The 19079-nt window shown below is 72.3% G+C and carries 18 protein-coding genes; 8 read left to right on the forward strand and 10 right to left on the reverse strand.

Annotation, left to right across the window (positions count from 1 at the left end):
- Positions 1 to 40: 40 nt before the first annotated feature.
- Genes AB0472_RS35130 through AB0472_RS35145 form a run of 4 tightly spaced genes read right to left on the reverse strand, consistent with a single transcriptional unit; the run spans position 41 to position 4073 of the window.
- Positions 41 to 637 carry an ATP/GTP-binding protein gene (locus AB0472_RS35130; RefSeq protein WP_217547088.1) on the reverse strand — a complete coding sequence of 199 codons (597 nt, stop codon included), beginning with the start codon at positions 635 to 637 and terminating at the stop codon, positions 41 to 43.
- Positions 624 to 1034, reverse strand: a complete 411-nt coding sequence (locus tag AB0472_RS35135; RefSeq protein ID WP_366362630.1) for a DUF742 domain-containing protein — start codon at positions 1032 to 1034, stop codon at positions 624 to 626. Before AB0472_RS35135 ends, AB0472_RS35130 begins: the two co-directional genes overlap by 14 nt.
- Positions 1035 to 1086: 52 nt before the next feature.
- Positions 1087 to 1563 carry a roadblock/LC7 domain-containing protein gene (locus AB0472_RS35140; RefSeq protein ID WP_351712298.1) on the reverse strand — a complete coding sequence of 159 codons (477 nt, stop codon included), beginning with the start codon at positions 1561 to 1563 and terminating at the stop codon, positions 1087 to 1089.
- A complete protein-coding gene (locus AB0472_RS35145) occupies positions 1560 to 4073 on the reverse strand; it encodes an ATP-binding protein (RefSeq protein WP_366362632.1) in 2514 nt (837 codons plus the stop codon). The genes AB0472_RS35140 and AB0472_RS35145 overlap by 4 nt, the downstream gene beginning before the upstream one ends.
- A 356-nt stretch (positions 4074 to 4429) precedes the next feature.
- Here AB0472_RS35145 and AB0472_RS35150 point away from each other — a divergent pair, with 356 nt between their 5' ends.
- Both AB0472_RS35150 and AB0472_RS35155 read left to right on the forward strand, forming a co-directional pair.
- On the forward strand, positions 4430 to 5395 hold the full coding sequence (locus tag AB0472_RS35150) for an ABC transporter substrate-binding protein (RefSeq protein WP_366362634.1): 966 nt from the start codon (positions 4430 to 4432) through the stop codon (positions 5393 to 5395).
- A 39-nt stretch (positions 5396 to 5434) separates the two neighbouring features.
- Positions 5435 to 6880, forward strand: coding sequence for an aromatic amino acid lyase (locus AB0472_RS35155; RefSeq protein ID WP_366362636.1), 1446 nt, complete (start codon positions 5435 to 5437; stop codon positions 6878 to 6880).
- 171 nt (positions 6881 to 7051) lie between these two features.
- Here AB0472_RS35155 and AB0472_RS35160 read toward each other — a convergent pair whose 3' ends face one another.
- Positions 7052 to 7507 (reverse strand): TerB family tellurite resistance protein, encoded by a 456-nt coding sequence (locus AB0472_RS35160; RefSeq protein WP_366362638.1) that lies wholly within the window; start codon positions 7505 to 7507, stop codon positions 7052 to 7054.
- Positions 7508 to 7661: 154 nt separating this feature from the next.
- Here AB0472_RS35160 and AB0472_RS35165 point away from each other — a divergent pair, with 154 nt between their 5' ends.
- The 3 genes from AB0472_RS35165 (at position 7662) to tatA (ending at position 10914) form a co-directional block, all read left to right on the forward strand.
- Positions 7662 to 8024, forward strand: a complete 363-nt coding sequence (locus AB0472_RS35165; RefSeq protein ID WP_366362714.1) for a metalloregulator ArsR/SmtB family transcription factor — start codon at positions 7662 to 7664, stop codon at positions 8022 to 8024.
- Positions 8014 to 10503, forward strand: coding sequence for a magnesium-translocating P-type ATPase (gene mgtA, locus AB0472_RS35170; protein WP_366362640.1), 2490 nt, complete (start codon positions 8014 to 8016; stop codon positions 10501 to 10503). The genes AB0472_RS35165 and mgtA overlap by 11 nt, the downstream gene beginning before the upstream one ends.
- A 138-nt stretch (positions 10504 to 10641) precedes the next feature.
- Positions 10642 to 10914 carry a Sec-independent protein translocase subunit TatA gene (gene tatA, locus AB0472_RS35175; RefSeq protein WP_366362642.1) on the forward strand — a complete coding sequence of 91 codons (273 nt, stop codon included), beginning with the start codon at positions 10642 to 10644 and terminating at the stop codon, positions 10912 to 10914.
- A gap of 13 nt (positions 10915 to 10927) precedes the next feature.
- Here the strand turns inward: tatA and AB0472_RS35180 are convergent, their stop codons facing one another.
- The 3 genes from AB0472_RS35180 to AB0472_RS35190 form a co-directional block, all read right to left on the reverse strand.
- Positions 10928 to 11887 carry a sporulation protein gene (locus tag AB0472_RS35180; RefSeq protein WP_366362645.1) on the reverse strand — a complete coding sequence of 320 codons (960 nt, stop codon included), beginning with the start codon at positions 11885 to 11887 and terminating at the stop codon, positions 10928 to 10930.
- 210 nt (positions 11888 to 12097) lie between these two features.
- A complete protein-coding gene (locus AB0472_RS35185; protein ID WP_366362647.1) occupies positions 12098 to 12550 on the reverse strand; it encodes a DUF6114 domain-containing protein in 453 nt (150 codons plus the stop codon).
- Positions 12550 to 13248, reverse strand: a complete 699-nt coding sequence (locus AB0472_RS35190) for a DUF6230 family protein (protein WP_366362649.1) — start codon at positions 13246 to 13248, stop codon at positions 12550 to 12552. The genes AB0472_RS35185 and AB0472_RS35190 overlap by 1 nt, the downstream gene beginning before the upstream one ends.
- 611 nt (positions 13249 to 13859) lie before the next feature.
- Here AB0472_RS35190 and AB0472_RS35195 point away from each other — a divergent pair.
- Positions 13860 to 14504, forward strand: a complete 645-nt coding sequence (locus tag AB0472_RS35195; RefSeq protein ID WP_366362651.1) for a Tat pathway signal sequence domain protein — start codon at positions 13860 to 13862, stop codon at positions 14502 to 14504.
- A 17-nt stretch (positions 14505 to 14521) separates the two neighbouring features.
- On the opposite strand, the gene AB0472_RS35200 is transcribed toward AB0472_RS35195, so the two are convergent.
- Positions 14522 to 15457 (reverse strand): lytic polysaccharide monooxygenase, encoded by a 936-nt coding sequence (locus AB0472_RS35200; protein ID WP_366362653.1) that lies wholly within the window; start codon positions 15455 to 15457, stop codon positions 14522 to 14524.
- Between the two features lie 469 nt (positions 15458 to 15926).
- Between AB0472_RS35200 and AB0472_RS35205 the strand changes: the two genes are divergently transcribed.
- The gene (locus AB0472_RS35205; RefSeq protein ID WP_366362655.1) at positions 15927 to 16574 is read left to right on the forward strand and encodes a ScbR family autoregulator-binding transcription factor; all 648 of its coding nucleotides are present in this window, start codon (positions 15927 to 15929) and stop codon (positions 16572 to 16574) included.
- Positions 16575 to 16652: 78 nt separating this feature from the next.
- Positions 16653 to 17813, forward strand: coding sequence for a damage-control phosphatase ARMT1 family protein (locus AB0472_RS35210; RefSeq protein ID WP_366362657.1), 1161 nt, complete (start codon positions 16653 to 16655; stop codon positions 17811 to 17813).
- Here the strand turns inward: AB0472_RS35210 and AB0472_RS35215 are convergent.
- Positions 17785 to 19050, reverse strand: a complete 1266-nt coding sequence (locus AB0472_RS35215; protein ID WP_366362659.1) for a cytochrome P450 — start codon at positions 19048 to 19050, stop codon at positions 17785 to 17787. The two genes, AB0472_RS35210 and AB0472_RS35215, sit on opposite strands and share 29 nt — an antisense overlap.
- Positions 19051 to 19079 lie beyond the last annotated feature (29 nt).

Consider the following 19079-nt stretch of genomic DNA (forward strand, 5'->3'; position numbering starts at 1 on the left):
CGACCGGCCACATCCGGTCCGCAGTTCCCCGCCCACCGCGCTACCCCCCACTGCGCGCCAGCGCCAGTTCCAGCACAACGAGCAGCGCATCCCGCACCGAACCCCGTTCCCGCGCGTCGAAGACGACCAGCGGCGTGCCTTCGGCGACGTCCAGCGCCCACCGCACCTCGTCCAGCGTGTGCTCGACGCGGCCGTCGAACGCGTTGATCGCGACGGCGAACGGGATTCCCTTGTGCTCGAAGTAGTCGACCGCCGCGTAGCAGTCGTCGAGGCGACGCGTGTCAACGATGACGAGCCCGCCGAGCGCGCCCTCCACGATGTCGTCCCACATGAAGCCGAACCGTTCCTGCCCGGGCGTGCCGAACAGGTACAGCTTCAGCGTGGGGTCGATGGTGATGCAGCCGAAGTCCATCGCCACGGTCGTGGTCGTCTTGCGCGGGGTGAGCGAGAGGTCGTCCACGCCCGCCGCGACCTCGGTGATCGACGCCTCGGTGGTCAGTGGCTCGATCTCCGAGATCGAGCCGACGGCGGTGGTCTTGCCCACGCCGAAACCGCCCGCGATGACCATCTTCACCGGCAGCGGCGGCCGTACGGCCGTACGCCCGGTGCCCCGGGTCAGCGAGTCAGTCGGTGTCACGGAGTACCCCTCGGGAGTCGGGGATGGCCCGCAGGCCATCGATAACCCTGCGCAGGACGGACGAGTCGTGGGTGGCCTCGAAGTCGGGCACGTGCACCGTCAGCTGCCCGGCCTCGCGCAGGTCTTCGGCCAGCACCCGGACGACGTTCAGGTGCAGCCGCAGCCGGGCCGCCAGTTCCGCGAGCGACTGCGGAATCCGGCACGCCGCGATGATGTCGTGCTGCTCGAAGGAGAGCCGGTCCAGCACGGCGAGACCGGCGGCGGTGGCCACCACCTGGGTCTCGACGGGCATCGCCGGTCCGGAGGCGCTGTCCGCCACCCGGCCGGCGGTGACCAGGAACGGCCGTACGGCCGGGGCGGGGCCGACCGGGTCCGGGCCCGGAGGCGGGTCCGCCATGGCTGTGTCTTCCTCTCTCGGCCTTCTCGGCTGTGCCGACCGGCGATGCCGGTCAGCGCGTCTGTGGGACGCCGACGCTGTTCTTCAGTTCCAGGACGAGCTGCGGACTGAGCGCCGCACCCGCGCGGTTGGCGAACAGCGTCATCTCGTAGGCGATGTTGCCGAGCTTGGCCTCCTTGTCGGCGACCACGCCGAGCACGGCGCCGCTGCCGATCGCGGAGACGATGACATGGCCGCCCTCCAGGTCGATGATGACCTTGTTGAGGCCGCCCAGGCCGTAGTTGCCGGACGCGCCGGCGGCCAGGCTGGTGATGCCGGAGACGATCGCGGCCAGCCGCTCGGAGTGGGCGCGCTCACGCAGCTCCGAGACCGCGATCAGCAGACCGTCGGAGGACACGGCGATCGCGTCGACCACGCCGGCGGTCTCGGTGGCGAAGCGGTTCAGCAGCCAGGTGAAGTCGGCTGCGGCCGCCTGCAGGTCGGTCGGCGTGACGCCGCCCGTCGGGGTGTCACCTGTCGACGTGCTCACTGCTCGGCTCCTTCCGGAAGGTGGTTCTGGTCCTGCGGGGGGTTCAGGGGGTCGATGCGTGGGGCGGGCCGTTCGTGACTACCGGTGTCGCCCTCGCGCCGGGCACGTTCCACCGCCGCCTCGAACTCGTCCAGCGCGTCCCGTTCGGCCTCGGCGTCGCGGGTGCGCGGTGGCTGGGCGAGGGTCTGGGTGGCGCCGACGGTGGTCCGCAGGGTGGCGCCGCGCACCCGGCGGCGCAGCGGGCGGGGCCCGTCTGCGGAGTCGGAGTCGGCGTCCGCGTCGGCGTCGGCCGGGGGTTCGCCGGAGCGCGCGGCCGGGATCAGCGGGGGCTGCGGCGTCGCGGGCTCGGGGGCGGACTCTCGGCGCGGCAGCCGACGGGGGAGCGGGCTCTCCTGCTCGGCCCAGGAGGGCACCGTGACGGCGGGGGTCGGGCCGGTCGGTTCGGCCGCCGCCGCGGGCGCTGCCGGGATGGCCGGGGCCGTCGGTGCCATCGGTGCCGCCGGTACGGCCGGCTCGGTGGCGAACGGGGTGCCGGAGGAGTCCGCCACCGCGCTCATCGTCAGCAACAGGCGGGCGGGCAGCGTCACCTCGGCGGTGACACCGCCGCCCGGGGTCCGGGTCAGCTCGACGCCGATCTCCCAGCGCCGGGCCAGGGCGCCCACCACGAAGAGACCGAGCACCTTGGTCGGCACCAGGTCGAGGCGCTCGCGGCGGATCAGCCGCTGGTTCTCCTCGGCCAGCCGCTCGGCGCTCATGCCGAGGCCGTGGTCGGTGACAACGATGTGTGCGCCCGCGTCGCTGGAGCGGACGGTCACCTCCACGGGGCTGCCGGCCGGCGAGAACGACACCGCGTTCTCCAGGAGTTCGGCCACCATCAGCGTGAGGTCGCCGATGATGTCCGGCTCGATCATGGCCTCCGTGCCGGCGTACAGCCGTACCCGCTGGTAGCCCTCGATCTGGCCGAGCGCGGCCCGGACGACGTTGGACACCGGGGTCGGGCCCCCGGCCAGCACGGTCTCGCGGATGCCGGCCAGCAGCATCAGGCTGTCGGCGTTGCGGCGCAGGCGGACGGCGATGTGGTCGATGGAGTAGAGGCGTTCGAGGAGGGCCGGGTCGGTCTCGGCCCGCTCCACCGCGTCGATGAAGGCGAGCTGGCGGGTGGTCAGGTTGCTGACGCGGCGGCCGACGTTGCCGAACATCTCGGCGGTGTTGCGGCGGCTGAGCACCTGCCGTTCGAGCAGGGCCGCGGCCGTGGTCTGCACCTGGTTGAACGCCTCGGCCAGGTCGCCGATCTCGTCGCGGGCGGTGACCGGCATGTCCCGCAGCCGGGGCGGGCCGGAGTCCTCGGCGTCGTCGTCGGCGACGCGGGCGAGTTCGCGGCCCGCCACCTCGGCGACCTCGTGCGCGACCCCGGTCAGGGCCTGCACCGGGCGGATCACCGAGCGGCGGACCAGCGCCGCGAGGGTGATCCAGAGGACGAAGCCGAGCAGCGAGAGGGTCAGCAGCAGACCCGCGCGCTGCTTGGCCGAGGTGGCGGCGGTGTCGGCGCGGTCGGCGATCTGGCCGATGAGCGAGGTGGTGATGGTCAACCGGGCGGCGGCCTGCTGGAGGTAGGCCGGGTAGTCGGTGAGCGCTTCCTTGACGGCCTGCCGGATCTGGTCCTGGTCGCCGGACTGCAGCTTGGTCGGGTCGATCTGCAGCTCGGCGAAGGACTCGGCGATGGTGCTCTGGGCCTTGGTGTGCTCGACGTCGGCCAGCTGCCGCGCCTGGCCCTCGGTGGCGAACCGGCTGAACCGGTCGGCCTGGTGCTGGTAGAGGTCGTAGGCGCCGACCGCGTTGGTGAACTCGATCAGGGCGTTGGTGTCACCGGTCGTCGCCGCGAGCACGTTGGTCTCGAAGGCGCCGTGGGCGGCGTCCGCGCGCAGCAGCGAGTCCAGCAGGTTGCCGGTGAAGGTGGCGGCGAGGTTGGCGTCGCGGTCCAGGCCGAGGCCGTCGATCAGGTCGTTGGACGCGTTGGTGTAGGCCGGGTCGATGTTGTCGGCGGGCAGATAGGACTGCTCGACGGAGTCCCGGAGGCTGGACAGCCCCTCGACCTGCTGCAGCGCGGCCGCCTCGGTGTCCGGCAGCCGGTCGCCGAAGGTGTCACGCACCTTCACGACAAGGGTGTCCACCGTCTTCTGGGCCGCACGGTAGGCGGCCGCGGAGGGGGTGGAGTAGCCGGACTCGTAGCGCGCGGAGAGCAGGATCGCCTGCTGGTGCTCCGCTTCGACGCTCTCCACGAGGCGTGCCACCTGTGCGCTGTCCCGGACCGTCCGCGCGGCGTCCTCCGCGCTGGTGGACTGCTCCAGCAGGTCGGTGAAGACGTACGCCAGCAGTACGGCGATGACGGCCAGCGGGACACCGACCAGCAGGTTGAGCTTGCGCCGGAAGGGCCAACGGTCGGCGAAACCCCGTATCCCGCCCCGCGCCTGGGCGGGCCGGACGGGCGCGTCCACCTGGTTCGTGGACACCGGGCCTCCTTCATGAGGGTGTCTGGTCTGGGGGGCGTCTTCACCCCGAGCTGTTGCGGAACGACACCGAGTAGCGGGCCCCGTGCACCGCTGTGACCGATATCAACTGCCGTGAGACTACAGCGTTCTTGAAGCTCGATTCCGCTTGCTCTTTATCAAGAATCCGTTACAAAGAGACCGCTCTCCGTCCACAACTGGCCACGGATTGAAGCCAATCGGTGACCCGGAGACACTTGACTCACCGAGAACCGGCTGGATTGGATCGTCTGGAGTGGTTCGCAACAGCCCCGTGGCGCAGCAGCTCCCGCGTGGTACGCAACACCCCCACCCTTCCCACAGCTCCCGGAACGGCAACCGTGACTTCCAACACCCTTTCCAGCAGGTCAATCCGGACATACCGAGGCGTGGCGGCCGTCGCGCTCGCCGCGACGACGGCCCTGCTGGCGGGCTGTTCCTCCTCCTCCGACAACAGCAAGTCCGACCCGCTGTCGGACAGCAAGGCGAGCGGGGACACCGTTGTCGTCGGCGCCAACAACTTCGCAGAGAGCAACCTGATCGCCGACATCTACGGCGAGGCACTCAAGGCCAAGGGCGTCAAGGTCACTTACAAGCCGAACATCGGCAGTCGTGAGACGACCTACGGACTGCTCAAGAACGGGTCGATATCGGTCCTGCCCGAGTACAACGGCGCCCTGCTCGCCTACCTCGACCCGAAGGCCGCCCCGAAGACCGTCGAGGCGACCACCTCGGCCATCGAGGCCAAGCTGGACTCCAAGCTGACGCTGCTGAACCCGGCGGACGCACAGGACAAGGACACGGTGACGCTCAACGCGGCCACCGCCGCCAAGTACAACCTCACCGAGAAGTCCTCCATAGCCGACCTCAAGAACATCGCCAAGGACCTGGTCATCGGCGCCTCGCCGGAGTTCCAGACCCGCCAGCAGGGCCTGGTCGGCCTGAAGGACGTCTACGGCCTGGAGTTCAAGTCCTTCAAGGCGCTCGACGCGGGCGGCGCGCTCACCGAGGCCGCCCTGAAGAAGAACGCGGTGCAGGCCGGCGACATCTTCAGCACGGACCCGACCATCACCAAGGAGAAGTTCGTCGTCCTCCAGGACCCGGAGAACCTCTTCGGCTTCGAGAACGTCCAGCCCCTCGTATACAAGAGCGCCCTGAACCAGACGGCCACCGACGCCCTCAACGCCGTCTCCGCCAAGCTGGACACCGCGACCCTGCTGGACCTGGACACCCAGGTGCAGTCGGGCAACAAGGACCCGCTGGACGTCGCCCAGGCCTGGCTGAAGAAGGTCGGCCTCAGCAGCTGACCCGTGCCCGACCTGCCGCGGATCCTCCCTGGACCTTCCTTGGACCGTGTCGTGCTCGACGGCAGCGGCCTCGGCCTGACCGGACTCGTCCGGCTGGCCGACGCCGTTGCCGTTCCCGTCGTACCGCCCGAGGCGCTCGACCGGGTCCGCCGGGCCCACGAGAGCGCGGGGCGCCTCGCGGCACGGGGGCGCTGGTACGGCCGCGGCACCGGGGTGGGCGCCCACCGCTCCGTCACCGTCGACGCGTCCGACGCGGCCGGCCACACCGTGCGCCTGCTGCGCAGCCACGCCGGCGGCGCCGGCCCGCTGCTGCCGGCCCGCCGGGCCCGCGCGCTGCTGGCCGTCCGGGCCAACCAGCTGCTGGCCGCGGGCTCCGGCATCCACCCCTCCTTCGTCACCGGGCTGACCGAGGCGCTCCGCCTCGGCGTGCACCCCGCGATCAACGAGTACGGCGGGGTCGGCACCGGCGACCTCACCGCCCTGGCGCAGACCGGCCTCACCCTGATCGGCGAACGCCCCTGGCTCACGGCGTCCCCCGACGCCGAACTGCCCGCCCCGCTCACCCTCCGGCCCGGCGACTCGCTCGCCCTCCTCAGCAGCAACGCCCTCGCCCTGGGCCGGGCCGCCCTGGCCTGCCACGACCTGGACGTACTGCTCCGGGCCACGCACGCGGTGGCCGCCCTCTCACTGGCCGCCGTGTCCGGCTCCGCGGAGGCGTACGCCCCCGAGGTGCACGCCCTGCGCCCCTACCCCGGCCCGGCCAGGGCGGCGGCCGAGGTACGACGCCTCCTCGCGATCCCCGGTCACCCGGTCACCACCGGCCGCCGCATCCAGGACCCCTACGGCTTCCGCGCCTTCCCCCAGGTCCACGGCGCGGCCCTGGAGGCCGCCGACCGGCTCCGCCACGTGATCGAGACGGAGATCAACTGCCCCACCGAGAACCCGGTGCTGGCCCCCGACGGAAACGTCTACCACCACGGCGGCTTCTTCGCGGCCCCGCTCGCCCTGGCCCTGGACGGCCTCGACCTGGCCCTCCTGCAGACCGCCCAGCTCTCCGCGGCCCGCCTCCAGGCCCTCACCCGCGCCGACCTCACGGGTCTGCCCGCCTTCCTGGCCGCGGGCCCGGCCGGCAGCTCCGGCACGATGATCCTGGAGTACACCGCCAACTCGGCGCTGGCGGAGCTCCGTTCCAGCGCGGCCCCGGCATCGGCGGGCCACGCCGTCCTCTCCCACGGCCTGGAGGAGGCCGCGAGCTTCGCGGACCAGGCGGCGAAACAGGCGGAACGGGCGGCCGAGGCCTTCCCCGTGGTACTGGCCTGCGAACTGGTCGCGGCGGTACGGGCACTGCGACTGGGCCCCGTCGAACCTGCGGTGCCCGCCTTCAGACTGGCGGCAGCGGCCCTGCCGGTGGACATGGAGGACCGCACCCTGACCGGAGACGTGACGACGGCGATGGAGCTGCTGCCCCTCCTGGCCGACGTGTGAAAGGCAACCGGGGGCGACGCTGGGCGTGGCGGTTCCGGGCAGTGCCTGTCCGGACGGCTCCGCGGCGACGGCCTGCGCCGTGGCCGTGGCCCTCACCCTGCTCTGCGGGGCCACGAGCCGGCGGATGTGAGCCGCCCCCTCCCGCCGGCTCCGGCTCCGGCCCCGGTGCGGTCAGAGGTCGAACTCGTGCGGCGGCAGGTCCAGCGTGTAGCACGCCTCACGGACCACGGCCTGCTCGGTCTTGTCGAAGTCGCCGTCGGCGCCGCCGATCACGATGCCGATCTGGATGACGGCCCGCGCCTCGGCCGGCTTCTTCTTGGCCTTGGCGACCTCCTGGAGCACACTCACCTTGCCGAAGGCGAAGTCGGCGGTCAGTTTGTCGAGGTTCTCCTCGAAGCGGCGGCGCAGGTCGTCCGCCGGGAAGTTCTGCAACACCTCGTTGGTGGCGATGAGCTGGGCGACCCGCTGGCGCTCGGCCGGGTCGATGGTGCCGTCGGCGGCGGCCACGAGCGCGCACATCGCCATGCTCGCGTCCCGGAACGCCCCGCTCTTCAGGTCGTTCTTCTTCGCCACCAGCTGGGTCTGCATCTGCGTCGCGGAATCCTTGATGCGGTCCCACAGGGCCATGCGCACTCAACTCCTCGGTCGGTAACCGGCCTGCTTGTCAAAAAATTACTTCTACAACACCGTAGAAACTTGCGCGGCGGCCGAGAAGTTCCCGCGCCCTAAACTGTCTCTCCGGCCCGGTGGACAGAGCGCGGTGGACAGGAGGACCACGACGGTGGCGACGGTGCCCGGCAGCGGCTACGAGGACCCCACCGCGGACGTGCTCACGGAGGCGGCCGCGGCCTTCGGGCTGCTCGCCTCGCCCGCCCGGCTGCACATCGTCTGGGCGCTGGCCCAGGGCGAGAGCGATGTCACCGGCCTCGCCGAGCGGGTCGGCGGCGCACTCCCCGCCGTCAGCCAGCACCTCACCAAACTGAAGCTGGCCGGCCTCGTCCGCTCCCGCCGGGAGGGCCGCCGCCAGGTGTACCTGGTCGACGACCCCGACGTCGTCGACGTCGTACGCCTGCTCGTCGGCCGCCTCACCGCCCGCTCCCCGGGCGCCGAACTCCCGGCGCCCCGACGGCTCCATGGCCTCTGAGGGCGAGGCGGCCACCTCGCTGCAGGTGCTGCGCCGGCTGGACACGGGACCGCGCGGGCTGACCGAGGCCGAGGCCGCGGCCCGGCTCGCCGAACTCGGCGAGAACTCCCCGCCCCTGCCGCACACCGCCTCCTGGCCGCTGCGCTGCTTCCGTGCCCTGCGCGACCCCTTCACCGCCGTCCTCCTCACCCTCGGCCTGGTCTCCGCCCTCGTCGCCTCCTGGGGCACGGCCGTCGTGATCCTCGCGCTGGTCGCCGTCAGCTGCGGACTGCGCGCCGCGGGCGAACACCGCGCCGACCGCTCGCTGGCCGGCCTGCGTGAACTCGTCGCCGGCACCGCCACCGTGCTGCGCCGGGCCGGCCCGGACGCGGAGCCGCGGGCGCGGGAGGTCCCGGTCGCCGAACTGGTCCCGGGCGACGTCGTCCGACTCGGCCCCGGCGACCTGGTCCCGGCCGACGTACGGCTGCTGCGCGCCCGCGGGCTGACCGTGCACCAGGCCGTGCTCACCGGCGAGTCCGCGCCGGTCGCCAAGGCCGCCGCCGACGTCCCCGCCGCGGCGGGCCCAGGGCCCTTCCAGGAGCCCTACCTCTGTTTCCAGGGCAGCGGGGTCGCCTCGGGCAGTGCCACCGCGGTGGTCGTGGAGACGGGGGAGCGGACCCGGTTCGCCGCCGCGCAGGGCGTCGCGGGCGGGCGACGGGAGGCGAGCGCCTTCGACCGGTCCGTGCACGGCATCTCCTGGGTGCTCATCCGGTTCATGCTGCTCACCCCACCGCTGGTCCTCATGGCGAACGCCGCCCTGCGCGGCCGCGGGCTGGAGACGCTGCCCTTCGCGGTCGCGGTCGCCGTCGGGCTCACCCCCGAGATGCTCCCGGTGATCGTCACCACCTGCCTGGCCCGGGGCGCCGCGCTGCTGGCCCGCGCGCACCGGGTCGTGGTACGGCGGCTGCCGGCGCTGCACGACCTGGGCGCGGTCGACGTGCTCTGCCTCGACAAGACCGGCACCCTCACCCAGGACCGGCCCGTCGTGGCACGCGCCCTCGGACCCGACGGCGCCGACGACCCCGAAGTGCTGCGCTGGGCGGCCGTCGGCGCCTGGTGGACCCTGCAGCTCGCCGAACTGCCCGCACCCGACGCCCTCGACGAGGCCCTGCTCACGGCCGCCGGGCCGGTGGGAGAGGAGTACGACGGCATCGGCGCCGTGCCCTTCGACCCCGGGCGGCGCATCGCCACCGCCGTCGTCGCCGGCCCGCCCGGCACCCGGATCCTCGTCACCAAGGGGGCCGCCGAGGACGTACTGGACCGCTGCGACCTCGACGCCGCCGAACGCGAGCGCCTCCTCGCCCTCGCAGCCCGAGAGGCCGGCGCCGGGCTGCGGGTCCTCGGTGTCGCCACCGCCCGCCGCCCGGCCCGCACCCGCCCCGGCACGGCCGCCGACGAGCACGGCCTCACCTTCCGCGGCCTGGTCACCTTCCGCGACGCCCTGGCGCCGGGCGCCGCCCAGGCCCTGCGCGGCCTCGCCGCTCTCGGTGTCACCGTCCGCGTCCTCACCGGCGACCATCCGGCGACCGCGGCCCGCGCCTGCCGGGACCTCGGCCTGGCGGCGGGGCCGGTGGCCGTGGCCGGTGATCCCCTCGACCACGACGCGATGGTCGTCGCCCGCTGCACCCCCGAGGACAAGGCCCGGATCGTCGCGGGGCTGCGGGCCGCCGGGCACACCGTCGGGTTCCTCGGGGACGGCGTCAACGACGTTCCCGCCCTGCGCGCGGCCGACGTCGGGATCGCGCCCCGCACCGCGGTGGACCTGGCCCGCGAGACCGCCGACGTGGTGCTGGCCGAGAAGGATCTCGGCGCGATCGGGCACGCCGTCACCGCGGGCCGGCACAGCAGCGCCAACATCGCCTCCTATCTCCGGGTCACGCTCTCCTCCAACCTCGGCAACGTCATCGCGATGCTCGCCGCCGGCCTGCTCCTGCCCTTCCTGCCGATGCTCCCGGTCCAGGTGCTGGCCCAGAACCTCTGCTTCGACGCCGCCCAGCTCGCCTTCGCCTACGACCGGCCCGGACCGGCGGCACTGCGGCACCCGACCGTGCTGCGGCCGCGTGCCTTCCTGCGGTTCATCACCGGCTTCGGGGTGCTCAACGCGGTCGCAGACCTGGCCACCTTCGGCGTCCTCGCGCTCGCCCTGCGCGGTCCCGACGCCCTCGACGACGAGGCCGTCTTCCACTCCGCCTGGTTCACCGAGAACCTGCTCACCCAGGCCCTGGTGATGTTCGTGCTGCGCGGCGGCACCCGTTTCGGGCCCGTCGGCCGGGCCGCCGCCGTCCTCGCCGCCGTCGGTCTGCTCCTGCCGCCCGGCCCCTTGGGCGCGGCCCTGGGCGTGACCGGTCTGCCGCCCGCCTACTATGTGCTGCTCGCGGCCGTCCTCGGGCTGTACGCCCTCGCACTGCGGGCGGTGCGGGCACGCCACGGCCGGCGGTAGCGATCACGGGCCGGGTCCGGGGAGCGTTTGCTCCTCCTGGTTGTACAGTTGCGCAATGTAGCAATCGTCGCTGCCCGGCCGGGCGCATGCAGCGTCCTCCGTCGGCTCGGAAAAACGTGAGAAAGGGAGGGGGCGGTCATGCTCCGCAACGGACTCGAACCCTGGCATCTGCTGATCGTCGCGATCGTCTTCATCGTGCTCTTCGGCTCCCGGAAGCTGCCTGACACCGCCCGGGCCCTGGGCAAGTCGATGCGCATCCTGAAGAGCGAGGCGAAGGCCATGAAGACCGACGACACGGCCGCGGCGGCGCCGGTGGAGCCGACGTCGGTACAGATGGCGGCGGAGCCGGCCCAGGCCACCGTGCAGCCGGAGCCCAGGAAGGCCGGCGAGCCGACCGCCTCCCCGAGCTGACCCCGCCCCGGCGTCAGTCCTCGTCCCCCTCGAAGAAGTCGCCGATCTCGTCGACCACCTCGGCCGCCACCATTCCACCGACCACCCCGAGCGCGAGGCCCGCCGCACCGGCGGCGACCGCCGTGCCGAGGCCCGGTCCGGAACGGTGGTGGCCCTCGTGCCGCTCGCCGTGGCCGTATGCCGCGTGGGCGTCGTAGGCCTCCCGGTGGGCGAGCAGCCGGCGGATCCAGCCGTCGACCTCGCTGCTCCAGTCGAGGGCGTGGGCGTCCTCGTGGCGGACCGTGAAGCGGGTCAGCGCGTCGTGCCCGGCGGAGAACGGGCCACCGCGCTTGTCCGCCTCCAGGACCACCTCCAGGCCGGCGGGGGAGGCGAGGAAGGTCAGCTCGATCTCGTTGACCGCGTGCGCGTACTGCGGTGCCGGGGTCAGCTCCACCTCCTGGTAGAACGGCAGCTGCTGGCCGGTGCCGCCGATCCGGCCGTACTCCAGATCCGCCGATCGGAAGCCGAAGCCCAGCCCGCCGAGGGCCTCCAGGACCGCTTCCTGGACGGGCAGCGGCCGCACGGCGAGCGGGTCCAGATCGCCCTTGTCCCGGGCCCCGGCCACCCCGACCTCCGTGCGCACCCCGAGCACGATGCCCAGCGGCTGGCCGTACAGCTCGGTGACCGGGGTCTCCCACGGCACCGGCACGCCGAACGGCACCTCCCGCTCCTCCTGCGCACCGAGCCGGAAGCCGCCGCCCACGGTGAACCGCTCGAAGACGACCGCGCCCTCGCTCTCCCCTTCCTCGTGCTCCGCCTCCACGCGCGCGAGCAGTTCGAGGCCGACGTGCTCGACGTCCACCGCCGCCGAGCCGCCCTTCAGCCACACCCGCCCCGACAACACCCCGCCGGGCACCACCGCGCCACCGTCGAGCACCGTGTCCACCGAGGGACCGCCGACCCCGATCGCCCCCAGCAGCCGTTTGAACACCATGAAGCCGCCGCTCCTTCGCCGCACTCGTCACCACACCCCGGCCGGCCACACGCCGTCCGGCTGCCCGATGAACTCACGACAACGGCAAAGAAGTTCCCAAGTCACCTGTTCGGGGGAGTGCGCCCCGCACAAGGCGCCCCGGTCAAGGCTCCCCGCACACAGGAGAAGAGGCGGACCGAAAACCACCGGTCCGCCTCTTCCGCGCACGTCTCAGACCGCTTCCGCACCCTCACCGAACCCCTGCGCCGCCGCCCGCGCGGCCTTGCGCCGCTTGCGCCGGCTCATCCGCGGCTCCTGGTCCGGCAGCCAGCCGAAGATCATGCAGCTGCCGACGGCCCCGAGGGCGAGGCCGACGAAGAAACCGCCCAGGTTGGAGGTGACCCAGGTGCCCAGGGAGCACAGGATGCCGAGGATGGAGTAGAAGAGGCGCTGCCCGGGGCTGAAAAGGGTCAGCAGGCCGCACACCACCATGATCACCGGCAGCAGATAGCCCACCAGGCCCTGCATGCCGATGTGTATGACGACCTTCAGCGAGGCCTTCTCCGTGAGCAGGATCCATGTGCCGCCCAGGGTCAGCAGCAGCCCGCCCACGAACGGCCGACGGGCCCGCCAACCGCGGAAGGCGGGCCGCCACCCGACAGGTGGAGTGTCTGAGCCGGACATCAGCAACCCGAGTCGCTGAAGCTGAGTTTCAGGCCGGGGAGCTTGAACACCCCGGCGGTGGTCGCATAGTTGGTCTGCCGCAGGTTGTCGATGTGCACGGTGTCGGCCTGCTGGCTGAAGACGCCGATGGGTCCCTTGACCCCGGCCTTGGTGAGGGTGCTCGCGTCGTTGCCGATCTCGATGTTGTTGAAGGACGCGTCGCCCGACAGCTCGGTGGAGTCGGTGGTCAGGTCGGTCGCCTGCACCTTCGACGAGCCGCTGCCCGCCTTGATGAGCAGGTTGGTGCCGCCGAGGTCGACGCTCTGGCACAGGCTGTCCAGGGTCGCGTTCTTGATCGCGGAGGTGACGACCAGCACCTGGCCGCCGGTGTCACCGGCGTTCGGGCTGCCGTCGGCCATGCTGTCGAGCGCGCCGAACTGCTCGAAGCCGGTGCCGTCGAGCGACTTGGCGGTGACCGTGAAGGGCATGCCGGAGATGGAGAACGACACCCCCAGCGCTCCCTGCGCGGTCAGGACCGCGAGGCCGGCGAGGCCCAGCGTGGCCGGTACGGCCATCACGGCGGCCCGGCGGGCCCGGACCCGTCCCCGTCTCGGTGTCCCTCCGGTGCCCCCGGTGGTGTCCGGTGTTTCGGAAAGAGAACCGCTTCCCGGGTTCTCAGGCGTGTTGTCGGCGGACGGAACGTCCGGGGACTCGGCCATGTCTGCTCCCATGCATTAGTCACGCGGGTTGGGCTTCAGTGGCACGTTGTCCTGGCGCGGACAGCGGCTGCCGCGCACGCCTCCTCGCAACTCCCGGCGGGCGCAAGGGCTTTCTCGTTACGCAGCAGTAGCCAAGCCGCAAGTTACCGGCGGTTACTTTTCAGGGTCAAGACAGTTGTGAAAAAAGGGTGTTGAATTCGCGTCAATTATGTTCCGACCATGCATTCCCATGATCGATTGCTCAACTCCCTTGTTGAGCCTTGACGTTGACGACTGATCAGGTCTACAACTCTCCCTGGTTTCCATCGGATCCGTGGCGCCGGATCCGCCGAGCGGCATCGACCGCTTCCCGGCCTCTTCGATCACCGCTCCGCTCAGCGGCGTCGGCACGGTCGCTTCCCCCCAGGGACCGTGCCCGAACGCCTTTGACCGGCCCGGCCGGAGGCCTAACCCCCCCAGGCTTTCGGCCGGTGTCCGGCCTGGCTGCCGTTGCCGGCCCGTCACGTACGGAGAAGGCGTGACGAGCCGGCAACGGCCGGCGCCTCATTCGCGTCCCCTCGAACCCCCCACCCCACCCCACGCAGGACCCCCCTAGGAAAGAGGCAACCCGCATGCGTACGCGAAACCTCCTCGCTCTCGCCGGTACCGTCGTCGCCCTCTCGGTGGCGGCCACCGTCCCGGCCTCCGCCGACGGCGCCGTGCTCACCACGGGCAGCGCCGGCGGCACCGCCGTCGCGGTCGGCGACACCCTCAGTGCGTCGCTGGCCGGCGGCACCACCGCCACGCTCTACTCCAGCGCCACCAGCACCAGCGGCATCACCTGTGCGGCCTCGACCTTCACCGCGACGGTCACCGACAACCCCGCCGCCTCCGGCACCGCCACCGAGTCCGCCACCGCGCAGACCTTCAGCAGCTGCACCAGCAACGTGACCGGCGTGACCGGCGTCTCCAGCATCACGGTCGACCACCTGTCGTACACCACCACGGTCTCCTCGAGCGGCGCGGTCGCGGTCACCCCGCCGAGCGGCTCGACCATCCAGACCACGGTGAAGCTGACCACCCTCCTGGGCAGCATCACCTGCGTCTACCAGGCGGCGAGCCTGTCCGGCACGAGCTCCAACACCGACAACAGCCTCGCTTTCAGCAACCAGGCGTTCGCGAAGTCGTCCGGCTCCATCCTCTGCCCCTCGGCCGGCTACTTCACCGCCAAGTACGCCCCGGTCAGCGACAACGGCGCCGCCGTCTTCGTCAACTGACCGCGTAACAAAGGCCGTCAGCGTCGACGCAGACGCAACGCCAGGGCGGCGCCGCCGGTGAGCACCAGCACCGCGGCGGCGCCACCCGCCAGCAGTGGCGCCGACGGGCCCGAGCCGGGGTCCGTGTCGGAGGCCACCGGAGTGCTGTCGGCGGCAGCGGTTCCGGTCCTTGGGGAGACCGGGGGCGCCGCCGCCGTTCGCCGTGCCCGCGCGGAAGCGCTCGCCGAGGCGCCGGGAGCCGGCGTCGAACCCGGTCGTGGTGTCGTGCTCGCGGTCGCGCCGCCCCCCTTCGCCGCCTCCTCCTTCGGCGTCTTCTTCGCCGCGAACACCACGTCGGAGCACGAGTAGTAGGTGTCCGGCGTGCTACTGGTCTGCCAGACGGTGTAGAGCACCTGACGGCCCGTCCGGTCGGCGGGCAGTACCGCGCTGAAGTGGTACGCGCCGTTCGTCAGGGGTGGGTCCTTGAACTCCGCGAAGGGCTGCGCGGGCAGTTCGGACCACGTCAGCGGCTTCGCCGGGTCGTAGCCCGGCTTCGTCAGATACAGCCTGAACGTGCCGGAGTGCGCGATCGTCGCGGCGTACGTCATCGTCACCCGGGCGCCCGGGGTCAGTTCGGTCGCGGGCCAGTCCGCGCGCGCCAGGTCGAGCCCCTTGTACGCAGGCAGACCGCCACTGCACAACCTGCCGTCCGGAATCACCTGCCGGTCCCGGCCGTTCACGCCCGCAACCCGTACGTCGTCCCACGCGACGAAGTTCTGCCCGCTCGCCGCGATCGCCGCCCTGCAGGCCGCCGTCGCGGCGCTGCCGCCGCTCGGGGAGCAGCCGTAGGCCCGGCTCGCGGGAGAGGTGGGCGCGCCGTGCGCCCGGGCGGACCCCGCCGCCCACGACAGGAGCAGGAGCGGGGCCGCGGCGATGGCTCCCGCGACTCTCAGGCGGGTGGTCGTCCGGGTCATGCGGGACGTCTCCTCGGCGGGCGCGGGTAGGGGTTCTGCCGTATCGAGTACGGAAACCGGCGCCGCGCCGTTCAGCGTGGTTGGTCACAGGGCCGGTCGAAGTGCGCGGCACCGACCGGATCATCCCGTTTGCCGACTGTCCGGGCGCCATTGAGAACCAACCGCGCGGCTCGTATCGTGGCGATCAACGAGAGCCGCCCGGCCGGCCGCGGCGCTTCCGGAATCCGGCGCGACGACGAGGGAGGAGCACGTTCTGATCTCGTCCGTTCGTGCACTCGGGCCCCTGTTCACGTGGTCGCACGCCCGACTTGCACGTCTCTGTCATCAGGTCCGCACAGTTGCCTCCCGTTGCCGCACGGTGAGCTATCGTGTGCACGGGGTGAAAAACAAACCGCATGCCCCGTCGGTTTGACGGCCGTGACGCCGTTGAAGTCGTGAAGTACCGGAGCCGTGAAGGAGCGTCGAGTCGATGGCGAGGCAGTTACGCGCGGAGCAGACCCGCGCCACGATCATCACGGCCGCCGCCGACCTCTTCGACCGCAACGGCTACGAATCCACCAGCCTGAGCGAGATCGTCGAACACGCGAAGGTCACCAAGGGAGCGCTCTACTTCCACTTCGCCGCCAAGGAGGACCTGGCGCACGCCATCATGGAACTCCAGTCCCGTACCTCCAGCCAGCTGGTGCGGGAGATGGACAGCCGCGGCTTCTCCTCGCTGGAAGCCCTGATGCGCACCACGTTCGCGATCGCCCGGCTCTCCGTCGACGGCCCGATCCCGCGTGCCGGGCTGCGCCTCGCCACCGCGGACGTCACCGTACGGCCGCCGCTCAGGCACCCGTTCACCGAGTGGCTGGAGTTCGCCACCCGGAAACTGACGGGCGCCGTGAAGGAGTCCGACATACACCCGGACATTGACGTCGGCGCGGTCGCGCACTCGCTGGTCTGCTTCTTCGTCGGCACCCGGGTCGCCGGCCGCAACCTGGAGCCGGTGGGGCGGCTGCCGCGCAGGGTCGCCGAGATGTGGTACCTGATGATCCGCAGCCTGGTCCCGGTGCACCGGCGGGCCCGCTACCTGACCCTCGCCACCCAACTGGAGCGCGAGATCAGAACGGCGTGAGGGACGCGGTGACGGACGGCGTGACCGGCGCTCCACGGTTCGCCGGAGCCGGGCGGCCCGCGCGATAGCGTGGCGCTCATGCCCGACTCCGCCGAACCGCCCGTGATCCTCGGCACCACCGGCCCGTTCCCGCACAGCGTGCTGGCCGAACGGCACCCCGCGATCATCCGCCAGGTGCGGGACGCCTTCCCGTACGGCCCCGGGCAGCACCGTGCCCTCGACGCGCTGCTGCACAACTGCACCGAGGGCGTCATCGAACCGCTGCCCGCCGACGCGGGCCACTGGCGCGACTGGGGCCTGGACGCCGCCACCGGCCGGTCCTGGTTCGACGTGCCGTGGCTGTGGTCGGAGAGCTACTTCTACCGCAGGCTCCTGGACGCCGTCGGCTACTTCGGCCCCGGCCCCTGGCAGGGCATCGACCCCTTCCGTCCCTTCAAGCTCGCCGAACTCGACGCCAAGGAGACGGACGAGGAACTGGCCGCGCTCGACGACCTCGGCGACGACCCCGACCAGGCCCTGCTGCACGGCTCCCTGTGGGGCAACCGCGCCGACCTCGGCTTCCGGCTCTCCGCCGCCGAGTCGGGCGAGGCCGTCGCCGCCCTCGTCGCCGACGACAGCGCCGCCCTGTGGCCGCTGCTGCACGGCGGCGGCACCCTGTGCCTGGTCGCCGACAACGCGGGCCGCGAACTCGTCCCCGACCTGCTGCTGATCGCCCACCTCCTGGACACGGGCCGTGTCGCCCGCGCGGTCCTGCACGTCAAGCCGCACCCGTACTACGTCTCCGACGCCACCACCGCCGACGTGCTCGACGCCCTGCGCAGGCTCACCGCGGCCCCGGGCGCCGCCGCCGGCTACGGCCGTACCCTCTGGGAGGCGATGGCCGAGGGCCGCCTCACCGTGCGTGCCCACCCCTTCTCCTGCGCCCCGCTGCCGTACGCCGAGATGCCCGGCGACCTGCGCGCCGAGTTCGCCGCCGCCGCACTGACGATCTTCAAGGGCGACCTCAACTACCGTCGTCTGGTGGGCGACCGGCGCTGGCCGCCGACCACCCCCTTCGCCGACGTCACCGCCTGGTTCCCGGGCCCGGTGGCCGCGCTGCGCACCCTCAAGTCCGACGTGATCACCGGACTCACCGCGGACACCGAGGCGGCCCTGGACGCGGCCGAGGGGGAGCGCTGGCGCACGGCCGGGACCCATGCCCTGATCCAGGTCAACCCAGGTACACCGGCAGCGACTTGAGCCCGTTGATGAAGTTGGACACGAGCCGCCCCGCGGGACCGGCCGGCTTCAGGACGGCCGGCGCCAGCGCGTAGAGCGTGCGCAGCTGGAGCCGGGCGAAGTGGGCGCCCAGGCAGACGTGCGGCCCGCCCCCGAAGGACACGTGCGGGTTCGGGGCCCGGGTGAGGTCGAGGCGGTCGGGCCCGGCGAAGGCCCGCTCGTCACGGTTGGCCGAGGCGTGCAGCACGACCATCTTGTCGCCCCTGCCGATGCGCCGCCCGCCCAGCTCGGTGTCCCGCGCGGCGGTACGGCGGAAGGTCAGCACCGGGGGATGCCAGCGCAGCAGCTCGTCCACCGCGCTGTCGCCTCCCGCCCTCCCCGCCCGCAACAGGCGGTAGGACTCGGGGTGTTCGGCCAGCGCCAGCAGCCCGCCGGGGGCGGCCGAGCGCACCGTGTCGTTGCCCGCGACGGTCAGCAGGAAGAAGAACATCTCCAGTTCGCCGTCGGCGAGTTCGCCGTCGTGGGCGAGGGCCGTCATGACGTCGTCGGCCGGGTGCCGGCGCTTGTGCGCGGCGAGTTGCCGGGCATACCCGAACATGTCCCGGAGCATCGCGGGCGACCGCGGATTCACCGGCCTGCCCGCGCCGTCGACCATCCCGGCACCGGCCTCGTCCGGGTCCTGGTAGCCGATCACCCGCCGCGTCCAGTGCAGCAGCAGACCCCGGTCGCTCTCCGGAACCCCGAGCAGATCCGCGAGGTTGAGCAGCGCGTACTCGTCGGTGACGGCGGCGACCAGGTCCACGGTGCCGTCCCCCGCCCCGGCCGTCGCCAGCGCCCGCTCGAACAGGGCCCGCGCCCGCTGCCGCACCACCGCCTCGAACCGCTCGATCCGTCCCGGTGTGAAGGCCCGGCTCACCGTGCGCCGCAGCCGCCCGTGCTGCGGCGGATCCTGGTTCAGCATCATGCGCCGGATGAACGGCAGGTCCTCCGGGTCCGGATCCCGGATCTGGGTCGCGCCGAGCCGGGACGAGTACGTCCCCGGGTCCCTGAGCACCCGCACCACGTCCGCATGCCGGGCCACCGCCCAGAACCCCGGCCCGGCCGGCCAGCCCAGCACCTCCGGCTCCGGCTGCCAGGACACCGGGTGATGGTCGCGCAGGACGCGGTAGTCGGCGTACGGCACGGCGGCCGCGTACCGGCGCGGATCGAACACATCGGGCACGGGCGGGGCTTCGCCGCCGCCGGCGGAGAGGGTCATGCGACCACGGTGGCCGGTGCGGCGGGACC

It is taken from the genome of Streptomyces sp. NPDC086777 (assembly GCF_040702065.1).
GTDB lineage: Bacteria > Actinomycetota > Actinomycetes > Streptomycetales > Streptomycetaceae > Streptomyces.